Source organism: Ancylomarina sp. 16SWW S1-10-2 (assembly GCF_009669305.1).
Taxonomy (GTDB): domain Bacteria; phylum Bacteroidota; class Bacteroidia; order Bacteroidales; family Marinifilaceae; genus Ancylomarina.
In genome coordinates this window covers 37886-58718 of the sequence record NZ_SADB01000024.1, presented here as the reverse complement: position 1 = coordinate 58718, position 20833 = coordinate 37886, and the positions used below count along the sequence as shown (strand labels likewise).

The window sequence follows — 20833 nt, the reverse complement described above, 5'->3', positions numbered from 1 at the left end:
AAAACTTATAGTTAATTCTGCTCGTGGATAATATCTTAGTTATTTCGTAAATTTAATTGACAAGGTTATTTTCTTGTATTTACCTAACTTTATTCTACTTCCAATATTTTCAAAGAACTCTCGTTCAAAATTTTCTAGTTGTTTTGATAGTGATTACACTATCAAAGCGGGTGCAAAGATAACAACTTTAGTTTGTTAAAACCAAATGAAATTTGAAGTTTTTTAAAGAAAATTTTTCTTTCCAAAATTTCAACTCTCGTCGTTACATTACTCCAGATTTTTTAAGAACTTTTCGCTGTATTAGCGGCTGCAAATATAAGAACTTTAATTCTAAACTTGCAAATCTTTTTTCGTTTATTTTTTAATTGTTTTTATCGGGATAACCCAATGTTTTCAATACCTACAAACGATTCAAAGACCATCGCCTTTCTCTTAAAGCGAGTGCAAATATAAGAACTTTAATTCTAAATTTGCAAATCAAGATTCATTTTTTTTGAAATTTTATTTCAAAAAAATTAGAGCTAAAAAAAAAGAACCTGATACGAATATCAAAATTCTCAGCAACTCTCGAATCGAAAGGTTGTTTAGTAGGTGTAAATAATCTTTTAAAAGTAAAAAATTCCTACGACCACCCTACCACTGCCTATAAAATACTACTAAACAACCATTTTATAAATCCACTCTCCGTTGAAAGTGGCTACAAATATAGTCGTAAAATATATCTATTTCCAAATTATTTCTAATAAAAAAACAAAGAAAAACAACATCAGACTGACTCAGTGACACTTAATGTTTCAAAAGAATATACAAACTCTACTTTCCTGTATTTAATAATTCAATAATTCTTCTTAATTGGATATCATCACCCAATACAAAAAGCTGAAATTGGTTATTTAGAATTATATTAGGAGAAGGATTATATATATAATTTCCATCACCGTCTTTTAATCCAATAATATTAGCTCCTGAGATATTTCTTACATTTAAATCTAAAATTGACTTACCAACAAAACAACTAGCAAGCTGAGAACAAGAAACTTCTTTTAGATTTACACCTTTAACTGATTGAAGCAAAATTTTATCTACAAATTCTACAACATCGGGCTGAGCAACTAACTTAGCCATTCGTCGACCTCCAAGAAGATCTGGCATAATAACATTATTTGCCCCAGCTCGCTTTAATTTATTATCTGATTGCAATTTAGAAGATCGCGATATAATACGGATATCAGGATTCAACTCTCTAGCTGTAAGACAAACGTATACATTAGAAGCATCATTTGGTATTGCAGTAATTAAAGCTTTCGCATTAGCGATATTGGCAAATGTCAAAACCTCCTCAAGCGTTGCATCACCATGGACAAACATTAAACCAGGGATCAAACGCACCTTTTCTATACTAGATTCTTTAAAATCAATTACGACAACTTGCTCTTTATGTTCAATCAACTCCATTGCTGCTTGACGCCCATTTCGACCAAATCCACAAACAATAACATGATTACTTAATTTCTCCATTTTTTTAGCCAATCTATAATCTCTTAAATTCTTACGAAAAACCCCATCTAAAATAAAACGGGTTACTGATGAAGCAATATAAGCAAATATACCAAAACTAGTCAGGATCAAAAGTATTGTAAACAACTTCCCCTGATCAGAGAGGTCGTGAACCTCCTTAAATCCAACCGTTGAGATTGTAATTACCGTCATATACAAAGCATCGATAAAACTATATTCTTCGTTAAGTAGCATGTATCCAGAGGTCCCAAGACCAATAACAATAACCAGCAGAAGCAAAGCTAAACAGAGTGCTTTAATATTCCCCTCCCAGACTCGACGTCCCTTTAATGACATTATTCGTGTTTATATGAAAAATAAAATCTAAATTAACCAATCTTATCATATCACAATAAGGAAAAGCAAATTTATTTTAAACGAAGAATTCTATTTCCTAGTTCACATTCCAAACACCTGTATTTACTACAATACTCCGATTTAAGGTGCAATAATGATTGAGATCGATATGCGGATTTAACCTGAACACCACTTTTTACCCACATCTTAATAACTGAATTATTCTCAGGCTTTAGATTCTCCAAAAAAGACAAGGCCCTATCTATATACATGGAACTTCCCATTTCTTGTCCATAAACAAATAGGATTGGAACGATAGCATTGATAATTAAAATGTCAATTGTTGATTGACCTAACGCTTTATCTTTGAAATCGACTTTTTCACCAAAACGGTAATGAGTTCCCCAATAGGAAGGAGCTCTAGACTGAAGTAAGACATAGAATTCGGCTATTTTTTGAACATTAATAACTTTTGAAAACAAAGATTGCGAGTGATAAACTAAACTAGCAAACTGTGCAATTCTAAGCGTTGGGAAATTAACTGGACGTAAGCGCATAAATTTCCATCTGCTTTTTTCGATTGGCTTAAGTTTAAATTTACTCTTTAGAAAACCATACTCGGTTTGCAAACTTGCATAATATTCATCGCCAGCGATATTATCATCTAAAAAGCCAGCTTGTCCAAAGAAAATAGCTTCTAATTGCAATAAGGAATTTTTATGCTTAGCCAAAACTTTCAAAGGTACTGATCTTGCTAACTGCTCAAATGGCTCGGCATTTACTTTCAAACCGAAATAGCGAGCCAATAATTGATAAAATGTTTCTTCCCACGAATTAGAATTTTGATGATACATCTTCCTAATCTCATCAGCTTTTCGCTCCAATCTTTCAAGTAACATACGATCGAGCCAATGATTGACAAAAAAATTATTCAGTTTAGGAATATCAACCTGACAAGGTATCCATGTCTGAGATGACATTAATGATTGGTATTTATTCAGAATAGCATCAGGGATTTTCAACTCTAAAGAAGGCAATAATCTACCATTCGATAAAACGACATCCTTATCATTTTCAAGAACAACATGTAAGATTACATTATTATATGCCAAATCTTTATCATGACTATGCCGAAACCAGTCCGAAGATTTCAGATGAATCTCTACATTTCCAGCCCAAAGCAAACCATCTATTCGAATTTGCGCATCAAAAAAGTCAGGTCCAGAATCAGTATTCAACTGACCAACATCTACCAATTCCAAAGCATATCCTTGACAGGATATTAAGTTCTCAGGATCGAAAAGGCGATACTTCCATACGTAATGTAGAAAATCCTCATTCATAAAAACAGTTCTAAAATTCCATATTCAGATTACTAAATTTATGATATGTTTCCTAGATACACAACAAAAAGCGCGATGATCTGATGACCATCGCGCTTTTAATATCTTATAATCAGAATTACAAAATTCCTTTTGCATCCATTAATGCAGCCATTTCTTTTTGAAGTTCAAACGCTTTTTCGCAAGCAACTTCAGCAAAATTTGCTGTTGAATCAGCATAAATAATCCCTCTAGATGAATTTACTAACAAACCACAGTGATCGTTCATACCATATTTAGCGACTTCTTGCAAGCTACCACCTTGTGCACCAACTCCTGGAACTAATAAGAAATGATTAGGAGTAATTTTTCTAATATCAGATAACATCTCAGCTTTAGTGGCTCCAACAACATACATCATATTGTCTTTAGAACCCCATTCTTGTGATTTTTCAAGAACCTTCTCGAACATTCTTTGCCTACCTTCTTGGAAATACTGGAAATCAAAAGCTCCTTTATTAGATGTTAAAGCCAATAAAATGACCCATTTATCTTTATACGAAAGGAAAGGAGTTACTGAATCTTCACCCATATAAGGCGCAACGGTAATAGAGTCGAAAGGCATATTCTCAAGAAAGGCACTGGCATACATTTTTGATGTATTTCCAATATCGCCACGTTTAGCATCAGCAATCAAGAATACTTCAGGATAATTTTCTTTGATATAAGAAACTGTTTTCTCTAAAGAAAGCCATCCTTTAGCACCTTTACACTCGTAAAATGCAATATTAGGTTTGTAAGCAACAACCAAGTGAGCCGTTGCATCAACAATTGCTTTGTTGAATTCAAAAATAGGATCTTCCTCTTTTAGCAAATGTTCTGGAATTTTCTTTTCATCGGTATCCAGACCTACACATAAGAAAGACTTCTTTAATTTAATTTGTTCGAATAAAGCTTGATAATTCATCTGATATCTATTTTACGGTTGTTTATTTTTTTATTGATGATCCATTTAAATGAGATCAAAAAAAAGGCAGTAGTTAAAAAACCACTGCCAAATATTTTTACAAACCACTTTCCTTAAGTCGTTCTGCATTTTCTTCAACCTGAAGCTTATCGATAATTTCTTGAATATCGCCATCGATAATAGCACTCAAATTATACATCGTTAAGTTAATTCTATGATCCGTTACACGACCTTGCGGATAATTGTAAGTTCTAATTTTAGCCGAACGGTCACCTGTAGAAACCATCGTTTTACGTTTAGATGAAATAGCATCGAGATATTTTTGATGTTCTAGTGCGTAAATACGAGAACGCAACTCAATTAATGCTTTTGCATAATTTTTAAGCTGAGATTTTTGATCCTGACAAGTTACCACAATCCCAGTAGGATTGTGAGTTAAACGAATAGCCGAGTAAGTTGTATTTACCGACTGTCCACCTGGACCTGAAGAACAGTAAGTATCTTTACGGATATCACTTTCTTTCACATCAATATCGAACTCTTCAGCCTCTGGCAAAACAGCTACTGATGCTGCACTAGTATGTACACGCCCTTGAGTCTCGGTTTGAGGTACACGTTGAACACGGTGTACACCTGATTCATATTTCAAGACACCATAAACGCCATTTCCAGTCACATTCAACACAACCTCTTTGAATCCTCCAGAAGTTCCTTCACTACATGAAGACATAGATACTTTCCAACCTCGACTTTCACAGAATTTAGTATACATTCTATGTAAATCACCAGCAAAAATACTAGCCTCATCGCCACCAGCACCTGCACGAATCTCAAGAATTGCATTTTTCGAATCTTCAGGATCAGCTGGAACAAGAAGCAATCTAATATTTTGCTCCATATCAGGTAATTTATCCTCAAGTTCTTCCAATTCCATTTTTGCCATTTCGCGCAATTCTTCATCGCTTTCAGTGGCTAATATTTCTTTTGATTCGGCAATAGTTTCAAGTGCATTTCGATATTCTTTTGCAGCAGAATCAACCAAATCTAATTCTTTATATTCTTTGCTTAGCTTAACATAGCGTTTCATATCACTCATTATTTCAGGGTCGGTAATCAATTGACTAACCTCCTTGAAGCGGATAAAAACACCTTCTAGTTTTCCAAGTAACACATTATCGCTCATTCTTATAATCTCTTAAAATTTGCACAAAATTAGGAAAATAAAATCACATTAACTGATTTAAAGCCTATTATTAGAACACGTCAACATATAAACCTATCATAATAACAAGATAACATCTTTATTCCTATTTATCTAAAACACAACCAACACATCTGATTCTGCCTGAATTTCATATACAAAGAAGCCGATCATCCTATTAAAAGGACGATCGGCTTAGTCTATAATTTTATTTAGTATTCGAATGTTCCGAATTCACTTTCAATAGTCAACTTTTTGCTATCAGAAGCTTCTACACGTCCAACAATTTTAGCATCTACATTAAAGCTCTTCGAAATTTCGATAATATCATTAGCAATTTCAGCAGGCACATAGAACTCATAACGATGCCCCATATTAAATACCTTATACATTTCGCTCCATTCTGTTCCACTCTGATCTTTAATCAATTTGAATAATGGAGGTACATCAAACATGTTATCTTTTACGATATGAAGGTTATCAACAAAGTGAAGAACTTTTGTTTGAGCGCCACCCGAACAATGAATCATACCATGAATCTGAGAGCGAAACTTATCTAAAGCTACCTTCACAATTGGAGCAAAAGTACGAGTAGCAGACAGAACTAATTTTCCAGCATCCAAATCAGTACCTTCTACTGCATCAGTTAATTTACAATTTCCTGAATACACCAAATCTTCAGGAACAGCTCCATCGAAACTCTCTGGATATTTTTCAGCAAGATACTTTGAGAAAACATCGTGACGAGCAGAAGTTAGTCCATTGGACCCCATGCCACCGTTATAGGTTTTTTCGTAAGTCGATTTTCCCGAAGAAGACAAACCAACGATAACATCACCAGCCTGTATTTTTTCATTTGTGATAACATCCTTACGCTTCATACGACAAGTAACCGTAGAATCGACAATTATTGTACGAACCAAATCACCTACATCAGCCGTTTCGCCACCTGTTGAATAAATATTCACACCTAGATCACGATACTCTGCAAGCAACTCCTCTGTTCCATTAATAATTTGAGAAATAACCTCTCCTGGAATCAAGTTCTTATTACGACCAATAGTAGACGAAAGCAGTATATTATCAACAGCACCCACACAAAGTAGATCATCAAGATTCATAATGATTGCATCCTGAGCAATACCTTTCCAAACTGACAAATCTCCTGTTTCTTTCCAATACATATAAGCCAAAGCAGATTTTGTTCCTGCTCCGTCAGCATGCATGATATTACAGTATTCGTCGTCTCCAGTAAGATAATCAGGAATCACCTTACAAAAAGCCTTTGGATATAGCCCTTTATCAATGTCTTTTATAGCATTATGCACATCTTCCTTTGATGCAGAAACGCCTCTTAAATTGTATCTTTCGTCTTTTTTCATGGTTGGATAGTAGTAAAAAAAGCGCCCTGCATGGCAGAACGCTTTTGTTATTTTTTTGCCGTCGTAAAGTTAGTATTTTTTCCCTTTTACGAAAGCCCTTCGCCTTATCTATCTCCTCAATCTTTTTGGACTAATATATTTTGATCTTTTATTCTTAACTATTCTTTCAATTTTAATTTCAGTTCTTCTATTCATTTGCATAGCAACCTCTTTTTGTTTTTCATCAGAAAGCTTATTAATAAAAGCTTCGCTCAATACATCGCCAACTTTCAAAAATGAATACTTATCCTGACCTTCTTGCTTAACAACCCAAGGCTTACTTTCTCCAAAGCTTAATGCTCTTAATCTGTTTTTATCTGCACCTTGCTCAAGCATATAATCGAAGCAAACTTGCGCTCTTAATTGCGACACACTATCATTTATAGATTTAAGTCCCACATAATCTGTATGCGAACTGAGCTCAATAATAATATCGCTATGCTCTTCCATAAGTACAACTAAATCTTTTAATGCCTCTTTAGCCTCATTACTCAAAGTCCATTCATTAAATCCGAACAGTAGATTTTTCAATCTGATTGGTACACCAATACCTTTCAATTCAAAATTCAAATCAAAATCTAGTTTTTCATCAATACTTCCTGCTGATATTTGCTTTTTCTCAGTTAAAAAATCGTCACCAGAAACTGTTATTGTATATTTAGTATCAACATGAATAGGCAACTTAAATGCTCCATTTTCTCCTATCTTGATATCCTTAACTTCGCCTTTATCGGATTCTACTTTTACTTTAATATTCTTTCCTGCCAAACCTTCATCCCAGCTAATTACACCACCAATAATTCCAATAAGTGTAGGATCAACCTCCATTTTTTCAAAAGAAAAAATATCATCATTTCCTTTATTCCTTGATGAAGCAAATAAACCCTTTTTCTCCCCTGGCTGAAAAACAATACTAAAATCGTCGGCCTCTGTATTTATTGGATATTGCATATTTCTAACATCCCAAACATTAGCACGAGATTTGGCTGCATATATATCTAAGCCACCCATTCCGTCAAGCCGATCAGAGGAAAAATAAAGCATGCCATTATCTCTAATATATGGGAAAATTTCTTCTTTATCTGTATTAATATCGGCTCCCAAATTCACAGGACTTCCCCAAGTTTCACCATCCTTTTTCACCATCCAGATATCGTTTCCACCATAACCACCTGCCATATCGGATGCAAAATAAAGAGTTTCCCCATCTGCTGATAAAGAAGGATGACCTATAGAAAGTGAATCTGGCACTATTTTTAATTGATGCAACTCACCCCACTCGTCTCCTTGCATGGCTATACTATAAATTTTTGTACCTCTATCTTTTTTATCCACTTTACGTGATGATGTAAAATACAAAAGACTGGCTTCTGAATCGATACAAGCTGCACCATCATTCGAGGTTGAATTAACACTATCACCTATACTTACAGGTTTTTGCCATTCAAACCCATCTTTCAAAATGGTTTTTGTTTTAATATACTTTCCTCTTTTATTTCTTATATCTCTTTTAACTTCATTCGTATAATCCGAACGATAAAGATTAGAAAACTTATCACCTGTAACGCCATCCTCTTTAACACTAATTCCGCCCTTACGCGTACTCGTAAAGATGATAACATTTGTATCTCCATTAAAATATTGAGGTGCAAAATCGCTAGATCTACTATTAAGCTTATCCATTGGACGGATTATATAGGCTTGTGGATTCTCTTTCCAATCTTTAACTTTATCGAAAACATTAATTAACCTTTCTTCATCGCCTCTGTTACTTTCAGGAACATAGTCTTCGTATATAGAGAAGTTTTCTTCAGCATCTTCAATATTTCCACTTTTAATTTCAACCTGAGCTAAATGAATTAAGGCTTCTGGGAAAGAATCTCGTCTACGAATTGCTTTTTTGTACCAGCGAGCAGCTTTCTTAACTTCATTTATTTTTTCAAGACTTTGTCCTGCTTTAAAAGCCACTTCAGATTTAAAAGCATGGTCATCGGACTTTTCATAAGCTTTATCGTATTTAGATTCCGATAAGTAATATAATCCTTTATTAAATGCTTGATCACCTTTACGAGCATAGTATTGAGGCGAACAGGCCATACCAAATAACAAAGAAAGACTAAGAGTCACTTTTACTAAAACCTTCATATTATCAATAGTCTAAAATAGTGCACAAATTAAATTAATCATTCAATTTAGGAATTTCTGATAAAGATACAAAAGCAGTTAAGTTTTCACCCATATTAAGAACATAAATAAATTCAATCATCAAAAGACACAACTGATATAAATCAAAAAAAGAGCTCCAAATGGAGCTCTTTAAAATCTGCTGAATATAATTTTAGGCTAAGCCTTCTATTAATTATTGAATAGTAATTCTCGATATTTAGGCAAAGGCCACATTTCATTATCAACAACTAATTCAAGTTTATCGATATGATATCTAATTTCATCTAAATAATGACAAACATTTTTATCGTATGCATATGCCAACTCATCCACATCGTCAATTTTATTGCACTCTTTACGAGCAACAATCATTTCGTGAACCTTAGCTTTAATGGCAGAGATATGACCCGAAATTCTTCTAATCAAATCTTTTCTAGCTCCTGTCATTTGTTCAAATTCATCTTTGTCAAAAAGATCTTTTATGCCTTGAACATTTTGTATCAACTTAGTTTGATAATCAACTGCTACTGGAACAATGTGATTAATTGCTAAATCACCAAGAACTCTTGATTCAATCTGAATTTTCTTTGTGAATTTCTCCATTTCAACCTCAACACGAGCTTGAAGTTCTTTCTCAGACATGATACCACTCTCAATCAAAGATTTTTTAGACTCAGGATCTAAATATTTAGAAATTGATTCTGGTACACAGTTTATATTTGTTAGACCTCTTTTTTTAGCTTCTACCACCCATTCGTCAGAATATCCATCACCATTAAAACGAATTGGTTTCGATTCAATAATCATTTTCTTCATAACTTGGAAGATAGCTTCATCTTTCTTAATACCTTCTTCTATTAAGAAGTCAACTGCTACTTTAAATTCTTTTAATTGAACAGCAACGGCAGCACTTAAAGCGGTCATTGCAGCGGCATTATTAGAACTAGAACCAACTGCACGGAACTCAAATCTGTTCCCTGTAAAAGCAAAAGGAGAAGTACGGTTACGATCGGTATTATCAAGAATAATCTCAGGAATACGACCAATACCTAATTTTAAAGCAGTCTTCTCTTCAGGAGTCATTCTTTTGTCACCAACTTCTTCAACAATTCTGTCTAACATTCTAGACACATCATCACCTAGAAAAACAGAAATAATTGAAGGAGGTGCTTCATTTGCTCCTAAACGGTGACTATTGGATGCTGTTAAAATAGAAGCACGCAATAAATCCTGATTTTTATAAACAGCCATCAATGTATTCACAACGAAACACAAGAACTGAATATTACCTTTAGGATTCTTTCCTGGAGCTAAAAGTACAACACCTGTATCGGTACCTAATGACCAGTTATTATGCTTACCCGAACCATTAATACCTGCGAAAGGTTTCTCGTGTAATAACACTCTAAGTTTGTGGTAACGAGCAACTTTTTTCATCACATCCATTAACAACTGGTTGTGATCGTTAGCTAAATTCGCTTCTTCATAAATTGGAGCTAATTCAAACTGACTTGGAGCCACCTCATTGTGACGAGTCTTAACTGGAATACCTAATTTATGACATTCAAGCTCTAATTCGATCATAAAATTAGTTACACGCTCTGGAATTGATCCAAAATAGTGGTCATCTAATTGTTGATCTTTCGATGATGAGTGTCCCATTAAAGTACGACCTGTTAAGGACAAATCAGGACGAGCTTTGTACAAAGCCTCATCAACTAAAAAATATTCTTGTTCCCAACCTAAATTGGTATGCACTTTAGTCACATTCTTATCGAAATACTGACATACACCAACAGCAGCCTCATCAACAGCTGCCAAAGCTTTAAGTAAAGGTGTTTTGTAATCAAGAGCCTCGCCTGTATAAGAAATAAATACAGTTGGAATACAGAGTGTAGTCCCTACAATAAAAGCTGGCGAAGAAACATCCCAAGCTGTATAACCACGAGCTTCAAATGTTTGACGGATTCCTCCTGATGGAAAAGAAGATGCATCTGGTTCTTGTTGTACAAGTAAATTTCCAGAAAAATTTTCTATGATATGACCACCATCACCATAATCAATAAAACCATCGTGTTTTTCGGCAGTTCCATCTGTTAAAGGCTGAAACCAGTGTGTGTAATGAGTTACATTGTGTTCAATAGCCCAAGCTTTCATACCTGCAGCAACAGCTGAAGCCATTTTTCGGTCAATAGATCCACCTTTTTTATTAGCATCCATTACAACTTTAAAGGCATCTTTCGATAAATACTCCCTCATAGAGTCAGTATTAAATACTAAGTCTCCATAATAATCAGTCACCTTATTTGATGGGATTTGGACAGCCCTAGGACTTCTTGACAATAGCTCTTTTAAAGCTTGAAAACGCATAGTGGACATGGTTGTTTATTTTATAAGTTATAATAAAGAGCTTTATTTCTAAAAAAATATCCTTTTTAGAGATACACCCCCTATTTTGATATGTCAAAGATGAGAAAAGTTTTCTTATTCAACAAATTTATTAAAAAAAACAGGGGTTAACTTTGTAATAAGAATAAAAAATAATAAAACACCATCAATAAAATAGGGGTATTTGATTTTAAGAACAATCTGTATTATTTATTTGGTTTAATAATACATAACGAGTTTTTTGGTATTTATTTTAGAAATCAGCCACATTAGCTTTAGAAAATATCAATTCCTAAGATTTAGAAATATAAAAAAGGAATATCACTCGATTATCACACTCTAAAAACAGCAAAATCAAAAAGCATTATCATTACTTATTATCTAAAAACAGGAGAAACAGATTTAATTATGTGCCCTAAAAATTCAACAGAAAGTATAGAGAAAGGCGGCTTCCATATAGGAAAATTGGCACTGACTAACTGAGCAATAAAGCTTAAGTAGAGACTTAAACTTCTTAAACGGACAAAATAATTGAGAAACAACTAGAGCTTCTCGATAGAAAACATAGGCTCTAAGCCGATTTAGGTGGGTAATATCTCTTTATCATTTTTTTTAAATGATTTTAGCAATAAGGCTTTCCACCCAACCGAGCTTTTGCGAGTGCATGAGTTTTACGAATAAACCCAATATCATTTTATAGTAAATCCTCAGGGATATCTATATTAAACTTATGAAGCCTTCGGTGCAAAGCATTCCAATTTAAATGTAACAACTTAGCAGCTTGTGATTTGTTATAATTACACTCCTTTAAGGCACGAACTATCACATCACGTTCAATCAAAGCTAAATCAAAACTATTAACAAGAGTCTGTGGCTCGTTACCATTATCATTAAAAGATGGGAAATGGTCCAAATTTAAAGAATCCCCATCACATAAGATGATTGCTCTCTCTACCAAATTTGACAACTCTCTAATATTACCTGGATATTCATACTCGACCAATTTACGCTCTGCGTACGAATCAAAACCTCTGATAGTTTTCCTCAATTTCTCGGAATATTTACGAATAAAATAATTCATCAGTATAGGAATATCTTCTTGTCTATCACGAAGTGGAGGAATAAATAAATCATATCCATTAAGCTTATGCAACAAATCTTGTCGAAAATTATTCTTAGCCTTTAATTCTTCTACAGAACCAGTACAGGCTGAAATCAAACGAACATCAACATTCTTCTTCGCTCTTGAACCGACTTTAGAATATGTTCTATTTTGAAGAACAGAATTTAACTTTGCCTGCTGGTAAATAGATAGACCAACAATTTCGTCAAAAAATAAAGTTCCACCCTTGGCCAATTCCAACCAACCGGGCTCATCCATATTATTACCTCTTGAATTTATCTTAGAACCAAAACATTTTTTTTCAAATAGAGCATCAGTAACCAAAGACATATCAACAGGGACATAACTTTTCTCAAATCGGCCACTTAAATGATGTATAAGAGCAGCAATAGAATGCTTATACAAACCAACCTCACCTGTTATTAAAACAGACACCTCATCATCTTTAGCTAGCTCTTTAATCGTACAATGAACCTGATGCATTGATTCACTGCAAAAGACATTATTAATTGAATTATGGCCATTAAGTTTATTACAAAGAAAAATATTTTGTTTTTCTATTTCCTTACTCTTCTTCTTTAAAGCAACATAACTTTTCCCGCGCTCAATAGAGATTTTTAAGGCCTTATATTCAATCGGCTTTTGAAGAAAATCTATTACCCCAAATTCAAAAGCTTGGATAATTTGCTCGTCTTCAACATTTACACTAATTACAATTACATCAGTATCTGGGAATCTTTCTTTCACTGTTTTCACAAGCTCGAGCCCGTTCATTTCAGTTAAGTTGAAATCACAAATTAGGACATCAATCTTTTCTTTAAGTAGCAAATCAAAAGCATCAATTGGGCAAAGAGCGGTATAAACAACAAAATCCTCTTTAAGCCTCGTAGCTGCGAGCTCAAGGTAGGCAGGATCATTATCAAGGAAAAGAACACTTAATTTACTGTTCATACGTTTATAATTTCAATTTGAATTATTAATCGATAAATCTAAACCTAGTTCGACCAACACTCAATTACATAATTTTAAAGTTCGTTTTAAAACAACAAATCTAAAATTACAATATTTATTTTTTAATGACCTAATTTCAAACATCTAAAGTTAATGTTTTTGACACATAAAAGGGGGACTACGACAAATACCTACATAACAGTATATAAGAAACATTTCTCAACTAAAAAAATTACAGAAAAAATTAAAAACGGACTACAAATAGGACAAATAGAAAGAAAATCTTAGAATCACTACAGAATTGTAGGAATTTACGTAGTCATTTAGACAGCAGGTTTGGGCGTGATCCAGTATGGTCTGCGAATTAGAAATTTTCAGCAGCCATTTTATTTATTAAGCCTGATTATACGTTAGGGCAGCTTAATAGAAAAACAAAAAAGCCGCTCGATAAAATCGAACGGCTTCAGCTCCCTTTCCTGGACTCGAACCAGGGACCCTCTGATTAACAGTCAGATGCTCTAACCAACTGAGCTAAAAAGGAATTAACTGATATTTATTTTTAAAAACCTCACAGTATTGGTTTCTTGCTCCCTTTCCTGGACTCGAACCAGGGACCCTCTGATTAACAGTCAGATGCTCTAACCAACTGAGCTAAAAAGGAATTAACTGATATTTATTTTTTAAAACCTCACAGTATTGGTTTCTTGCTCCCTTTCCTGGACTCGAACCAGGGACCCTCTGATTAACAGTCAGATGCTCTAACCAACTGAGCTAAAAAGGAATTTTATTGCTAATTCGCCATGCTTATAAAGACGTCCTTTATTGGTGAAATTTGCGATGCAAAACTAAGGGCTTTTCCCCAATTATACAAGCGTCTCTAAGTATTTTTTTCAGAAAAAATAAATAAACCCTCATCGAATCATTCAAATCATCTTTTTATCAGGAAGATATGATCAAAAATAAAAATTCAAATAATTTAAAATTTTTCTGCTTGTATTACAAACAGGTCTAATTCGGCCTTAATTCGACGATATAAAAGTACAACTATCTCAACACAAAAAATCATCATCTAAACAATTAAATACTCTTCACTAAAAATAAAATTGAACTTTCAAGTCAAAATTAAGGCATCGTAAATACTTTCAAGTTTAAATTGTCGTTTGATTCCTCGAAAATCCAACATTTCCGAAAAACAAAAGTCACATCGAAAATCAAAAAGGATAAATTCCAAATACTCATAAGGAACATGAACTAAAAAGAAAACTTTTAAAACAATGTATGGTTGGAACCACACAATAAATTTATTTAAATTTCGAAATAAAGTAACAACCTGACATCATTGACTTTCCTTATAATCAAAAATAGAACTAATTTAAAAACTCATTCTCTTTTGCACAAGATGCATAAAAATGAAATTATTCCCCTTAAATTCAGACAATACTGCATTTTTCATTAAAAAGACATAATTTCAAACTATTACACTATCTTTGTTGTTTTTATATATAGTAGTAATACATGACATTCAAAGAATTAGGCATAATAGATCCCATCCTGAAAGCCCTAGAGGCCAAAGGTTATAAACATCCCTCTCCTATACAAGAACAATCTATTCCAATCCTCCTTAAAGGAAAAGACTTATTAGGTTGTGCTCAAACAGGTACGGGAAAAACAGCAGCATTTGCAATTCCTATCCTACAACACCTTTACAACGATAATCATAACACAAAAGGTCAACGTAGAATTAAAGCATTAATTATAACTCCTACACGTGAACTAGCTATTCAAATTGGTGATAATTTTACTGAGTATGGGAAACATACAGGTATTGTTAACACTGTTATTTTTGGTGGCGTAAAACAAGGACCCCAAACGCAAGCCCTAAGAAGAGGCGTGGATATTTTGGTGGCTACACCAGGTCGATTGTTAGATTTAATGGATCAAGGGTATATTTCATTAAAAGATGTGCAATATTCGGTTCTTGATGAAGCTGATCACATGCTAGACATGGGCTTTATTCACGATATTCGCCGCATTTTAGCTAAACTACCTACCAAGAGACAATCTTTATTCTTTTCAGCGACTATGCCAACATCAATTGTGAAACTCTCACAGAAGATGCTAGGTAATCCTGAGAAAGTAACCATTGCACCTAAGCAAACCACCGCAGAACGCGTTGAGCAAGCTTTATATTACGTGAGCAAAAAGAATAAACCTAAGTTGCTTGTTCATCTTTTAACACGTAACACACTGCAATCCACTCTTATTTTTTCTAGAACAAAGTACGGCGCTGATAAAATTACCAAATTCTTAAAAAAGGTTGATATTCACTCTGAGGCTATTCATGGGAACAAATCTCAGAATCAAAGACAGAAAGCTTTATTAAACTTTAAAGAAGGTAAAACCAAGGTATTGGTTGCAACTGATATTGCAGCTCGAGGTATAGATGTTTCTGATTTGGCATTAGTTGTCAACTTTGATCTTCCAAATATTGCAGAAACCTACGTACATCGAATTGGACGAACAGGTAGAGCTGCTGCCAGTGGAATTGCAATTTCATTTTGTGATATTGAAGAAAGAGCCTATTTAAAGGATATTCAAAAATTGATTGGACAGCAAATTAGGGTTATTGCTGATCATCCCTTTATAAATTCTGGAGACAACGAACCTGAAGAGAAAGCTAAAAAACCACAGAGATCTCAAAGACCTCGTCGTAATAACGAAAGAACAGACTCTAGAAAGAAGGCAAACCCTGAAACTAGACAGAAAAGCGATAGAAGACGCAAGCCTTTTAGTCGAAATAGAGACTAGACAAATGTTTAAAGGATAATTCAAAAAAAAACTCATGATTTATAAAATCATGAGTTTTTTTTATATCTGAATTAGGCTAAGCCTAGATTATTTTGCTTGTCTTATTTGCTTAAAACTAATATTCAAAGCTTTCTGGAAATATCTGATACTTTTCATCTCTTTAGTTGTAACCAAAGATAAAGAAAGACCTTGCTTACCCGCACGAGCCGTTCTACCGCTTCGGTGTGTGTAATATTCTTCCTTATCTGGTAGTTGATAGTGCACCACATAAGAAAGTCCTTCTACGTCGATGCCACGAGCTGCGATATCAGTCGCAACAATCATCTGCAGGTTTCCTTTTTTAAAAGCACGCATCACCTTATCACGCTCTTTTTGCAAAAGATCGCCATGAAGAGCACCAGCAGGAATGTTTCTTGCAATGAGTTGCTTTGCTAAAGTTTGCGTTGCAACTTTAGTTTTACAGAAAATAAGACCTCTATTATCACTTTGTGAACTTAAGAACTGAAGTAAAATATTCAATTTTTCTTTCTCATCACAAATTAAAAACTGATGTTCTATATTTTTGTTCACAACATTTTTCCCACTCACTTCAACACGATGAGCATTACTAGATAAATGCTGGTTTACCATCTGTCTAATACCTTGAGGCATGGTTGCAGAAAATAACCATTTATTTTGGGCAGCTGCTGTATACGTCAAAATCTCATCAAGTTCCTTTTTGAATCCCATACTTAGCATTTCATCAGCCTCATCGAGTACCACAGTAGATACATGACTTAAGTCAACTGCTTTTTTCTTAACAAGATCGATTAATCGACCAGGAGTCGCAACAATAATATGAGTAGGACGTCGTAAAGCTGCAATTTGCTTCTCGATAGGTGCTCCTCCATATACAGCCTCAGTAAAAATTTGTTCTGAGAACTTAGTAAATTTAAAAAGCTGCTTAGCAATTTGTTGTCCCAATTCTCTAGTTGGAGCCAAAATTAAACCTTGAACTACATTTTGATGTACATTGATACGATGAAGCATAGGTAGACCAAAAGCAGCAGTCTTTCCTGTTCCAGTTTGAGCCTGTCCAATAAGATCAGCATCACCGCTTAGTAATATTGGAATTACTCTACTTTGTATTTCAGTAGGCTTCACAATATTCATATCGTTTAAGCCCTTAAGAAAGTTTTTATTTACGCCTAGTTCTTTAAAATTCTCCAAAACAGATATTTATTTAGTTTGGGCACAAAGGTACTTTAATAAATAAATGCATGCAAATGAATAATTCAATGGACATTATAACAATTGAAACATCTTTAAAAAAAATCTATTTCAATAAAATCATTCAGATTTGTTAATTTTGGAATGAAAATGAAGCAATATGATCGAGAGGCTTATTAATTAGAGCCTCTTCAACAATAGAATCGAAATAGTATGCCTAAATATTCAGTCATAATTCCCATTTACAATAGACCAGACGAAGCCGAAGAGCTACTTGAAAGTTTAGCTAAACAAACTTACAAGAATTTTGATATCCTTATGATTGAGGATGGTTCGACGAAAGATTGTTCTGCTATTGTAAAAGCGTACTCCAATGAACTTGATATTAAATATCATTTTAAAGAAAATTCAGGTCCTGGAGATAGTCGCAATGTGGGGATGAGTATGGCTACTGGAGATTATTTAATCTTCTTCGATTCTGATTGTATTATTCCTCCTCAGTATTTCGAAGAGGTGGAAAAACAATTGGCTAAAACACCATTCGATGCTTTTGGTGGCCCAGATAGTGCTCACGAATCTTTCAGTAAGGTTCAAAAAGCTATCAACTATGCTATGACTTCTATCATTACAACTGGCGGTGTAAGAGGTAAAAAGAATAAGCTTGATCAGTACCAACCTCGTAGTTTTAATATGGGAATTAGCCAAGAGGTTTATAAAACAGTTGGCGGTTATACCGATGTGACTCCTGGAGAGGATCCTGATTTGAGTTATCGGATAATGAATGCGGGTTTCAAAGTTGGCTTAATTGAGAAGGCCTATGTTTTTCACAAAAGAAGAATTGATTTCTCAAAATTCATCAAGCAAGTTTACAAGTTTGGCGTAATGCGTTCTGTTCTTATAAAATGGTATCCCGATAAGTTTAAGCTGACTTATATTATCCCAAGTTTATTTTTGCTTGGTAGTTTATTATTAGTGATTTTGGCAGTAGTAATCAGTCCAATATTCCTAAGTCCACTAGCTTTTTTAGCGACCATTCTATTTATTGAATCTATAATAAAAACAAAGAGCCTATCCATTTCACTTTTGGCAATATTAGCAAGCTTTATTCAACTCTATAGTTACGGTTATGGTTTTCTTAAAAGTGCGATACTCATTCTTGCACTCAAAAAAGAAGAACGAATCGTGTTTGATAATTTCTTCTTCGATAAATCGAAACGGCCCAATAAATAAGAAACATCATATAAATCCCAAGCTTTTAAGTTTGGGATTTTTCTTGTACTATAAAGTAAACACTAGTGTCAGTCTTTTTTCCTAATTTTAGGAGAGTATCTAAAAATTACAAATATGGCTCAAGTATTAATTAGCGGAGGTTCAGGACTAGTTGGCAAAACTCTATGTGAGAAGTTGAAAACTAAAGGGTATGATGTTGCCATATTGAGTCGATCTAATAAAAGTGAATTCAAAACTTACCTTTGGAATCCTGCAAAAAATGAAATCGATCCTGAAGCGATTTCTTCATCAGATTATATCATCCATTTAGCTGGAGCAAATATTGCCGAGAAAAGATGGTCAAAATCAAGAAAAGAATTAATTGTTGATAGTCGAGTTAAATCTGCCAATCTCATTTTTAATGAAGTCAAAAAGCAGAATAAAGAATTAAAAGCTTTTATATCAGCCTCGGGAGTTGGTTACTATGGAGCAATTACTTCGGAAGAAATTTTTACTGAGGAAAGTCGAGTTGCCAATGATTTTCTTGGAGAAACTTGCGCCAAATGGGAAAGCGCTGCCAAGCAATTTGAAACATTAAATATTAGAACAACAATGCTTCGTACAGGTATTGTTCTTACCAAACAAGGTGGAGCTCTATCAAAGATGAGTATACCTGTTAAGTTAGGTTTAGCTTCAGCATTGGGTAATGGCAAACAATATTTACCATGGATACATATCGACGATCTTTGTGAAATTTATATCAAAGCGATTGAAGACACAGACATGAATGGCATTTTTAACGCCGTAGCACCAGACTCTCAAACCAACAAGAGCTTTACACAAACATTGGCTAAAACACTTAATAAGCCTTATTGGTTACCCAACACGCCCTCTTTTCTTTTAAATATGATATTAGGTGAAATGTCGGTTATTGTATTGGAAGGAAGTCGTGCAGCCTCAGATAAAATTCTAAAAAGAGGGTACGCTTTTAAGTTCCCTAAACTTGAAGATGCCTTAAACGAAATACTTAAATAAAAAAAAGGTGAACCTCAGTCCACCTTTAACCTTTTCAATCTTATGATATTCTATTCCTAATTGGTATAAAATTTATATGATTTTTTCATCTGTAGCTATTTCCTAAAAATATAATTTCATATCTATCTGAAATTTCAATACAGATTTTTTTTATAAAATCACTTATCGGTTCGTTTATTATCATTCCTCTATACTTCGCTAGAAGTACCAAATGATAAAGCAATAGTGTTTTGTTAAGGCGTTTATAAATATGATCATCCATTATTACAAAATACACTATTAAAAGCGCTTTGAAAACCTAAAGCTTTCAAAATCACCTATTAAACTCCGAGGCAAGCCTCGAGGAATTCTATTGATTAATCATTAGATATGTATTATTTTAGCCTTGTCTAAGAAACAAATATATGTGTTTTCCACCTGCTCGTCTATTCAAATCCAAGTTAATTTTTGTCCAACTACCATAAACAATATTGGAACTACTTCCTGAAACGATTGCAATATCTTTAATTGCATAACCTAATTCATTACGTCTTGTGTATTGCCCATAAATATAATCCCCACCAGCACCATGATTGAGATCACATAAAATACCGTTATGATCCAACAAAGCAGTATAATTAGGAGAATCTAATAATTTATTCTTCGTTAAAGTTTTACTGTTTCCATTTACAAATTTTATATTCGTAATTGGATTCCCACCCCTTTTAAAATATAGAAAAAGCCAGCGGCCACCAGCCCCCTGATTCAAATCAACAGGTATTTTAGAAAAAATAGGATCTATTCCTGCAGGTGGAGTTCTACTTTTACTGTCTGTTACAAACAATTCAGATATGAACCCGTAACCTGAACTCACTTCAGTTGATTTTAACTTATTTTCTGTACTAAACAAAACTACACCTTCTTCTGCTTCTGTATACTCCGGCTTCTCTCTACATACATCTTTTGATATAGAATCTCCTTTTTCAACATAGAAAAATGGGACAATACTTGATTCAAATTCTTCTGAAGTAAGCGTGTCATAACTCTTTAATTTTACTTCATCTTCTTTTGAACATGAAGTTAAAATAAACAAAACCATCAATAAGATAATAGTTATTGAATTTCTTAAACAACTCATAAATTTAATTATTAAGTTAATAATATTTTAATTGAACATCAAACATAAACAATTATTTAATA

14 protein-coding genes and 3 tRNA genes are annotated in these 20833 nt (G+C 33.7%); 3 read left to right on the top strand and 14 right to left on the bottom strand.

All coding sequences use genetic code 11. The features are described 5' to 3' along the window. Nucleotides 1-813: 813 nt before the first annotated feature. The 11 genes from EMN46_RS16215 to EMN46_RS16165 form a co-directional block, all read right to left on the bottom strand. Complete coding sequence (locus EMN46_RS16215; protein WP_154201868.1) at nt 814-1854, bottom strand: TrkA family potassium uptake protein; 1041 nt, start codon at nt 1852-1854, stop codon at nt 814-816. A 71-nt stretch (nt 1855-1925) separates the two neighbouring features. After that, nucleotides 1926-3197 (bottom strand): DUF2851 family protein, encoded by a 1272-nt coding sequence (locus EMN46_RS16210; RefSeq protein WP_154201867.1) that lies wholly within the window; start codon nt 3195-3197, stop codon nt 1926-1928. 118 nt (nt 3198-3315) lie between these two features. Next, a complete protein-coding gene (gene pyrF / locus EMN46_RS16205) occupies nt 3316-4143 on the bottom strand; it encodes an orotidine-5'-phosphate decarboxylase (protein WP_154201866.1) in 828 nt (275 codons plus the stop codon). A gap of 97 nt (nt 4144-4240) precedes the next feature. Next, complete coding sequence (gene prfA, locus EMN46_RS16200; RefSeq protein WP_154201865.1) at nt 4241-5326, bottom strand: peptide chain release factor 1; 1086 nt, start codon at nt 5324-5326, stop codon at nt 4241-4243. Between the two features lie 230 nt (nt 5327-5556). Continuing rightward, nucleotides 5557-6726 carry an AIR synthase related protein gene (locus EMN46_RS16195; protein ID WP_154201864.1) on the bottom strand — a complete coding sequence of 390 codons (1170 nt, stop codon included), beginning with the start codon at nt 6724-6726 and terminating at the stop codon, nt 5557-5559. Between the two features lie 108 nt (nt 6727-6834). Continuing rightward, the gene (locus EMN46_RS16190) at nt 6835-8910 is read right to left on the bottom strand and encodes an OmpA family protein (protein WP_154201863.1); all 2076 of its coding nucleotides are present in this window, start codon (nt 8908-8910) and stop codon (nt 6835-6837) included. A 210-nt stretch (nt 8911-9120) separates the two neighbouring features. Then, nucleotides 9121-11310 (bottom strand): glutamine synthetase III, encoded by a 2190-nt coding sequence (locus EMN46_RS16185; protein WP_154201862.1) that lies wholly within the window; start codon nt 11308-11310, stop codon nt 9121-9123. A gap of 703 nt (nt 11311-12013) precedes the next feature. Beyond that, the gene (locus EMN46_RS16180) at nt 12014-13393 is read right to left on the bottom strand and encodes a sigma-54 dependent transcriptional regulator (RefSeq protein ID WP_154201861.1); all 1380 of its coding nucleotides are present in this window, start codon (nt 13391-13393) and stop codon (nt 12014-12016) included. Nucleotides 13394-13860: 467 nt separating this feature from the next. Then, nucleotides 13861-13934: transfer RNA gene (locus EMN46_RS16175), tRNA-Asn, on the bottom strand. Nucleotides 13935-13980: 46 nt separating this feature from the next. After that, a tRNA-Asn gene (locus EMN46_RS16170) sits at nt 13981-14054 on the bottom strand. A gap of 46 nt (nt 14055-14100) precedes the next feature. Next, nucleotides 14101-14174 (bottom strand) — tRNA-Asn (locus EMN46_RS16165). 734 nt (nt 14175-14908) lie between these two features. On the opposite strand from EMN46_RS16165, the gene EMN46_RS16160 reads away from it, so the two are divergent. Continuing rightward, a complete protein-coding gene (locus tag EMN46_RS16160; protein WP_154201860.1) occupies nt 14909-16201 on the top strand; it encodes a DEAD/DEAH box helicase in 1293 nt (430 codons plus the stop codon). 87 nt (nt 16202-16288) lie between these two features. Here the strand turns inward: EMN46_RS16160 and EMN46_RS16155 are convergent, their stop codons facing one another. Continuing rightward, complete coding sequence (locus tag EMN46_RS16155) at nt 16289-17410, bottom strand: DEAD/DEAH box helicase (protein ID WP_154201859.1); 1122 nt, start codon at nt 17408-17410, stop codon at nt 16289-16291. Between the two features lie 213 nt (nt 17411-17623). On the opposite strand from EMN46_RS16155, the gene EMN46_RS16150 reads away from it, so the two are divergent. Both EMN46_RS16150 and EMN46_RS16145 read left to right on the top strand, forming a co-directional pair. Next, complete coding sequence (locus EMN46_RS16150; RefSeq protein ID WP_154201858.1) at nt 17624-18640, top strand: glycosyltransferase family 2 protein; 1017 nt, start codon at nt 17624-17626, stop codon at nt 18638-18640. Between the two features lie 114 nt (nt 18641-18754). Next, nucleotides 18755-19654: a TIGR01777 family oxidoreductase gene (locus EMN46_RS16145; RefSeq protein WP_154201857.1), complete on the top strand. Its 900-nt coding sequence runs from the start codon at nt 18755-18757 to the stop codon at nt 19652-19654. Nucleotides 19655-19739: 85 nt separating this feature from the next. Here the strand turns inward: EMN46_RS16145 and EMN46_RS20500 are convergent, their stop codons facing one another. Both EMN46_RS20500 and EMN46_RS16135 read right to left on the bottom strand, forming a co-directional pair. Further along, complete coding sequence (locus EMN46_RS20500) at nt 19740-19916, bottom strand: transposase (RefSeq protein ID WP_154201856.1); 177 nt, start codon at nt 19914-19916, stop codon at nt 19740-19742. Nucleotides 19917-20033: 117 nt separating this feature from the next. Continuing rightward, complete coding sequence (locus tag EMN46_RS16135) at nt 20034-20771, bottom strand: hypothetical protein (protein WP_154201855.1); 738 nt, start codon at nt 20769-20771, stop codon at nt 20034-20036. Between the last annotated feature and the right edge of the window lie 62 nt (nt 20772-20833).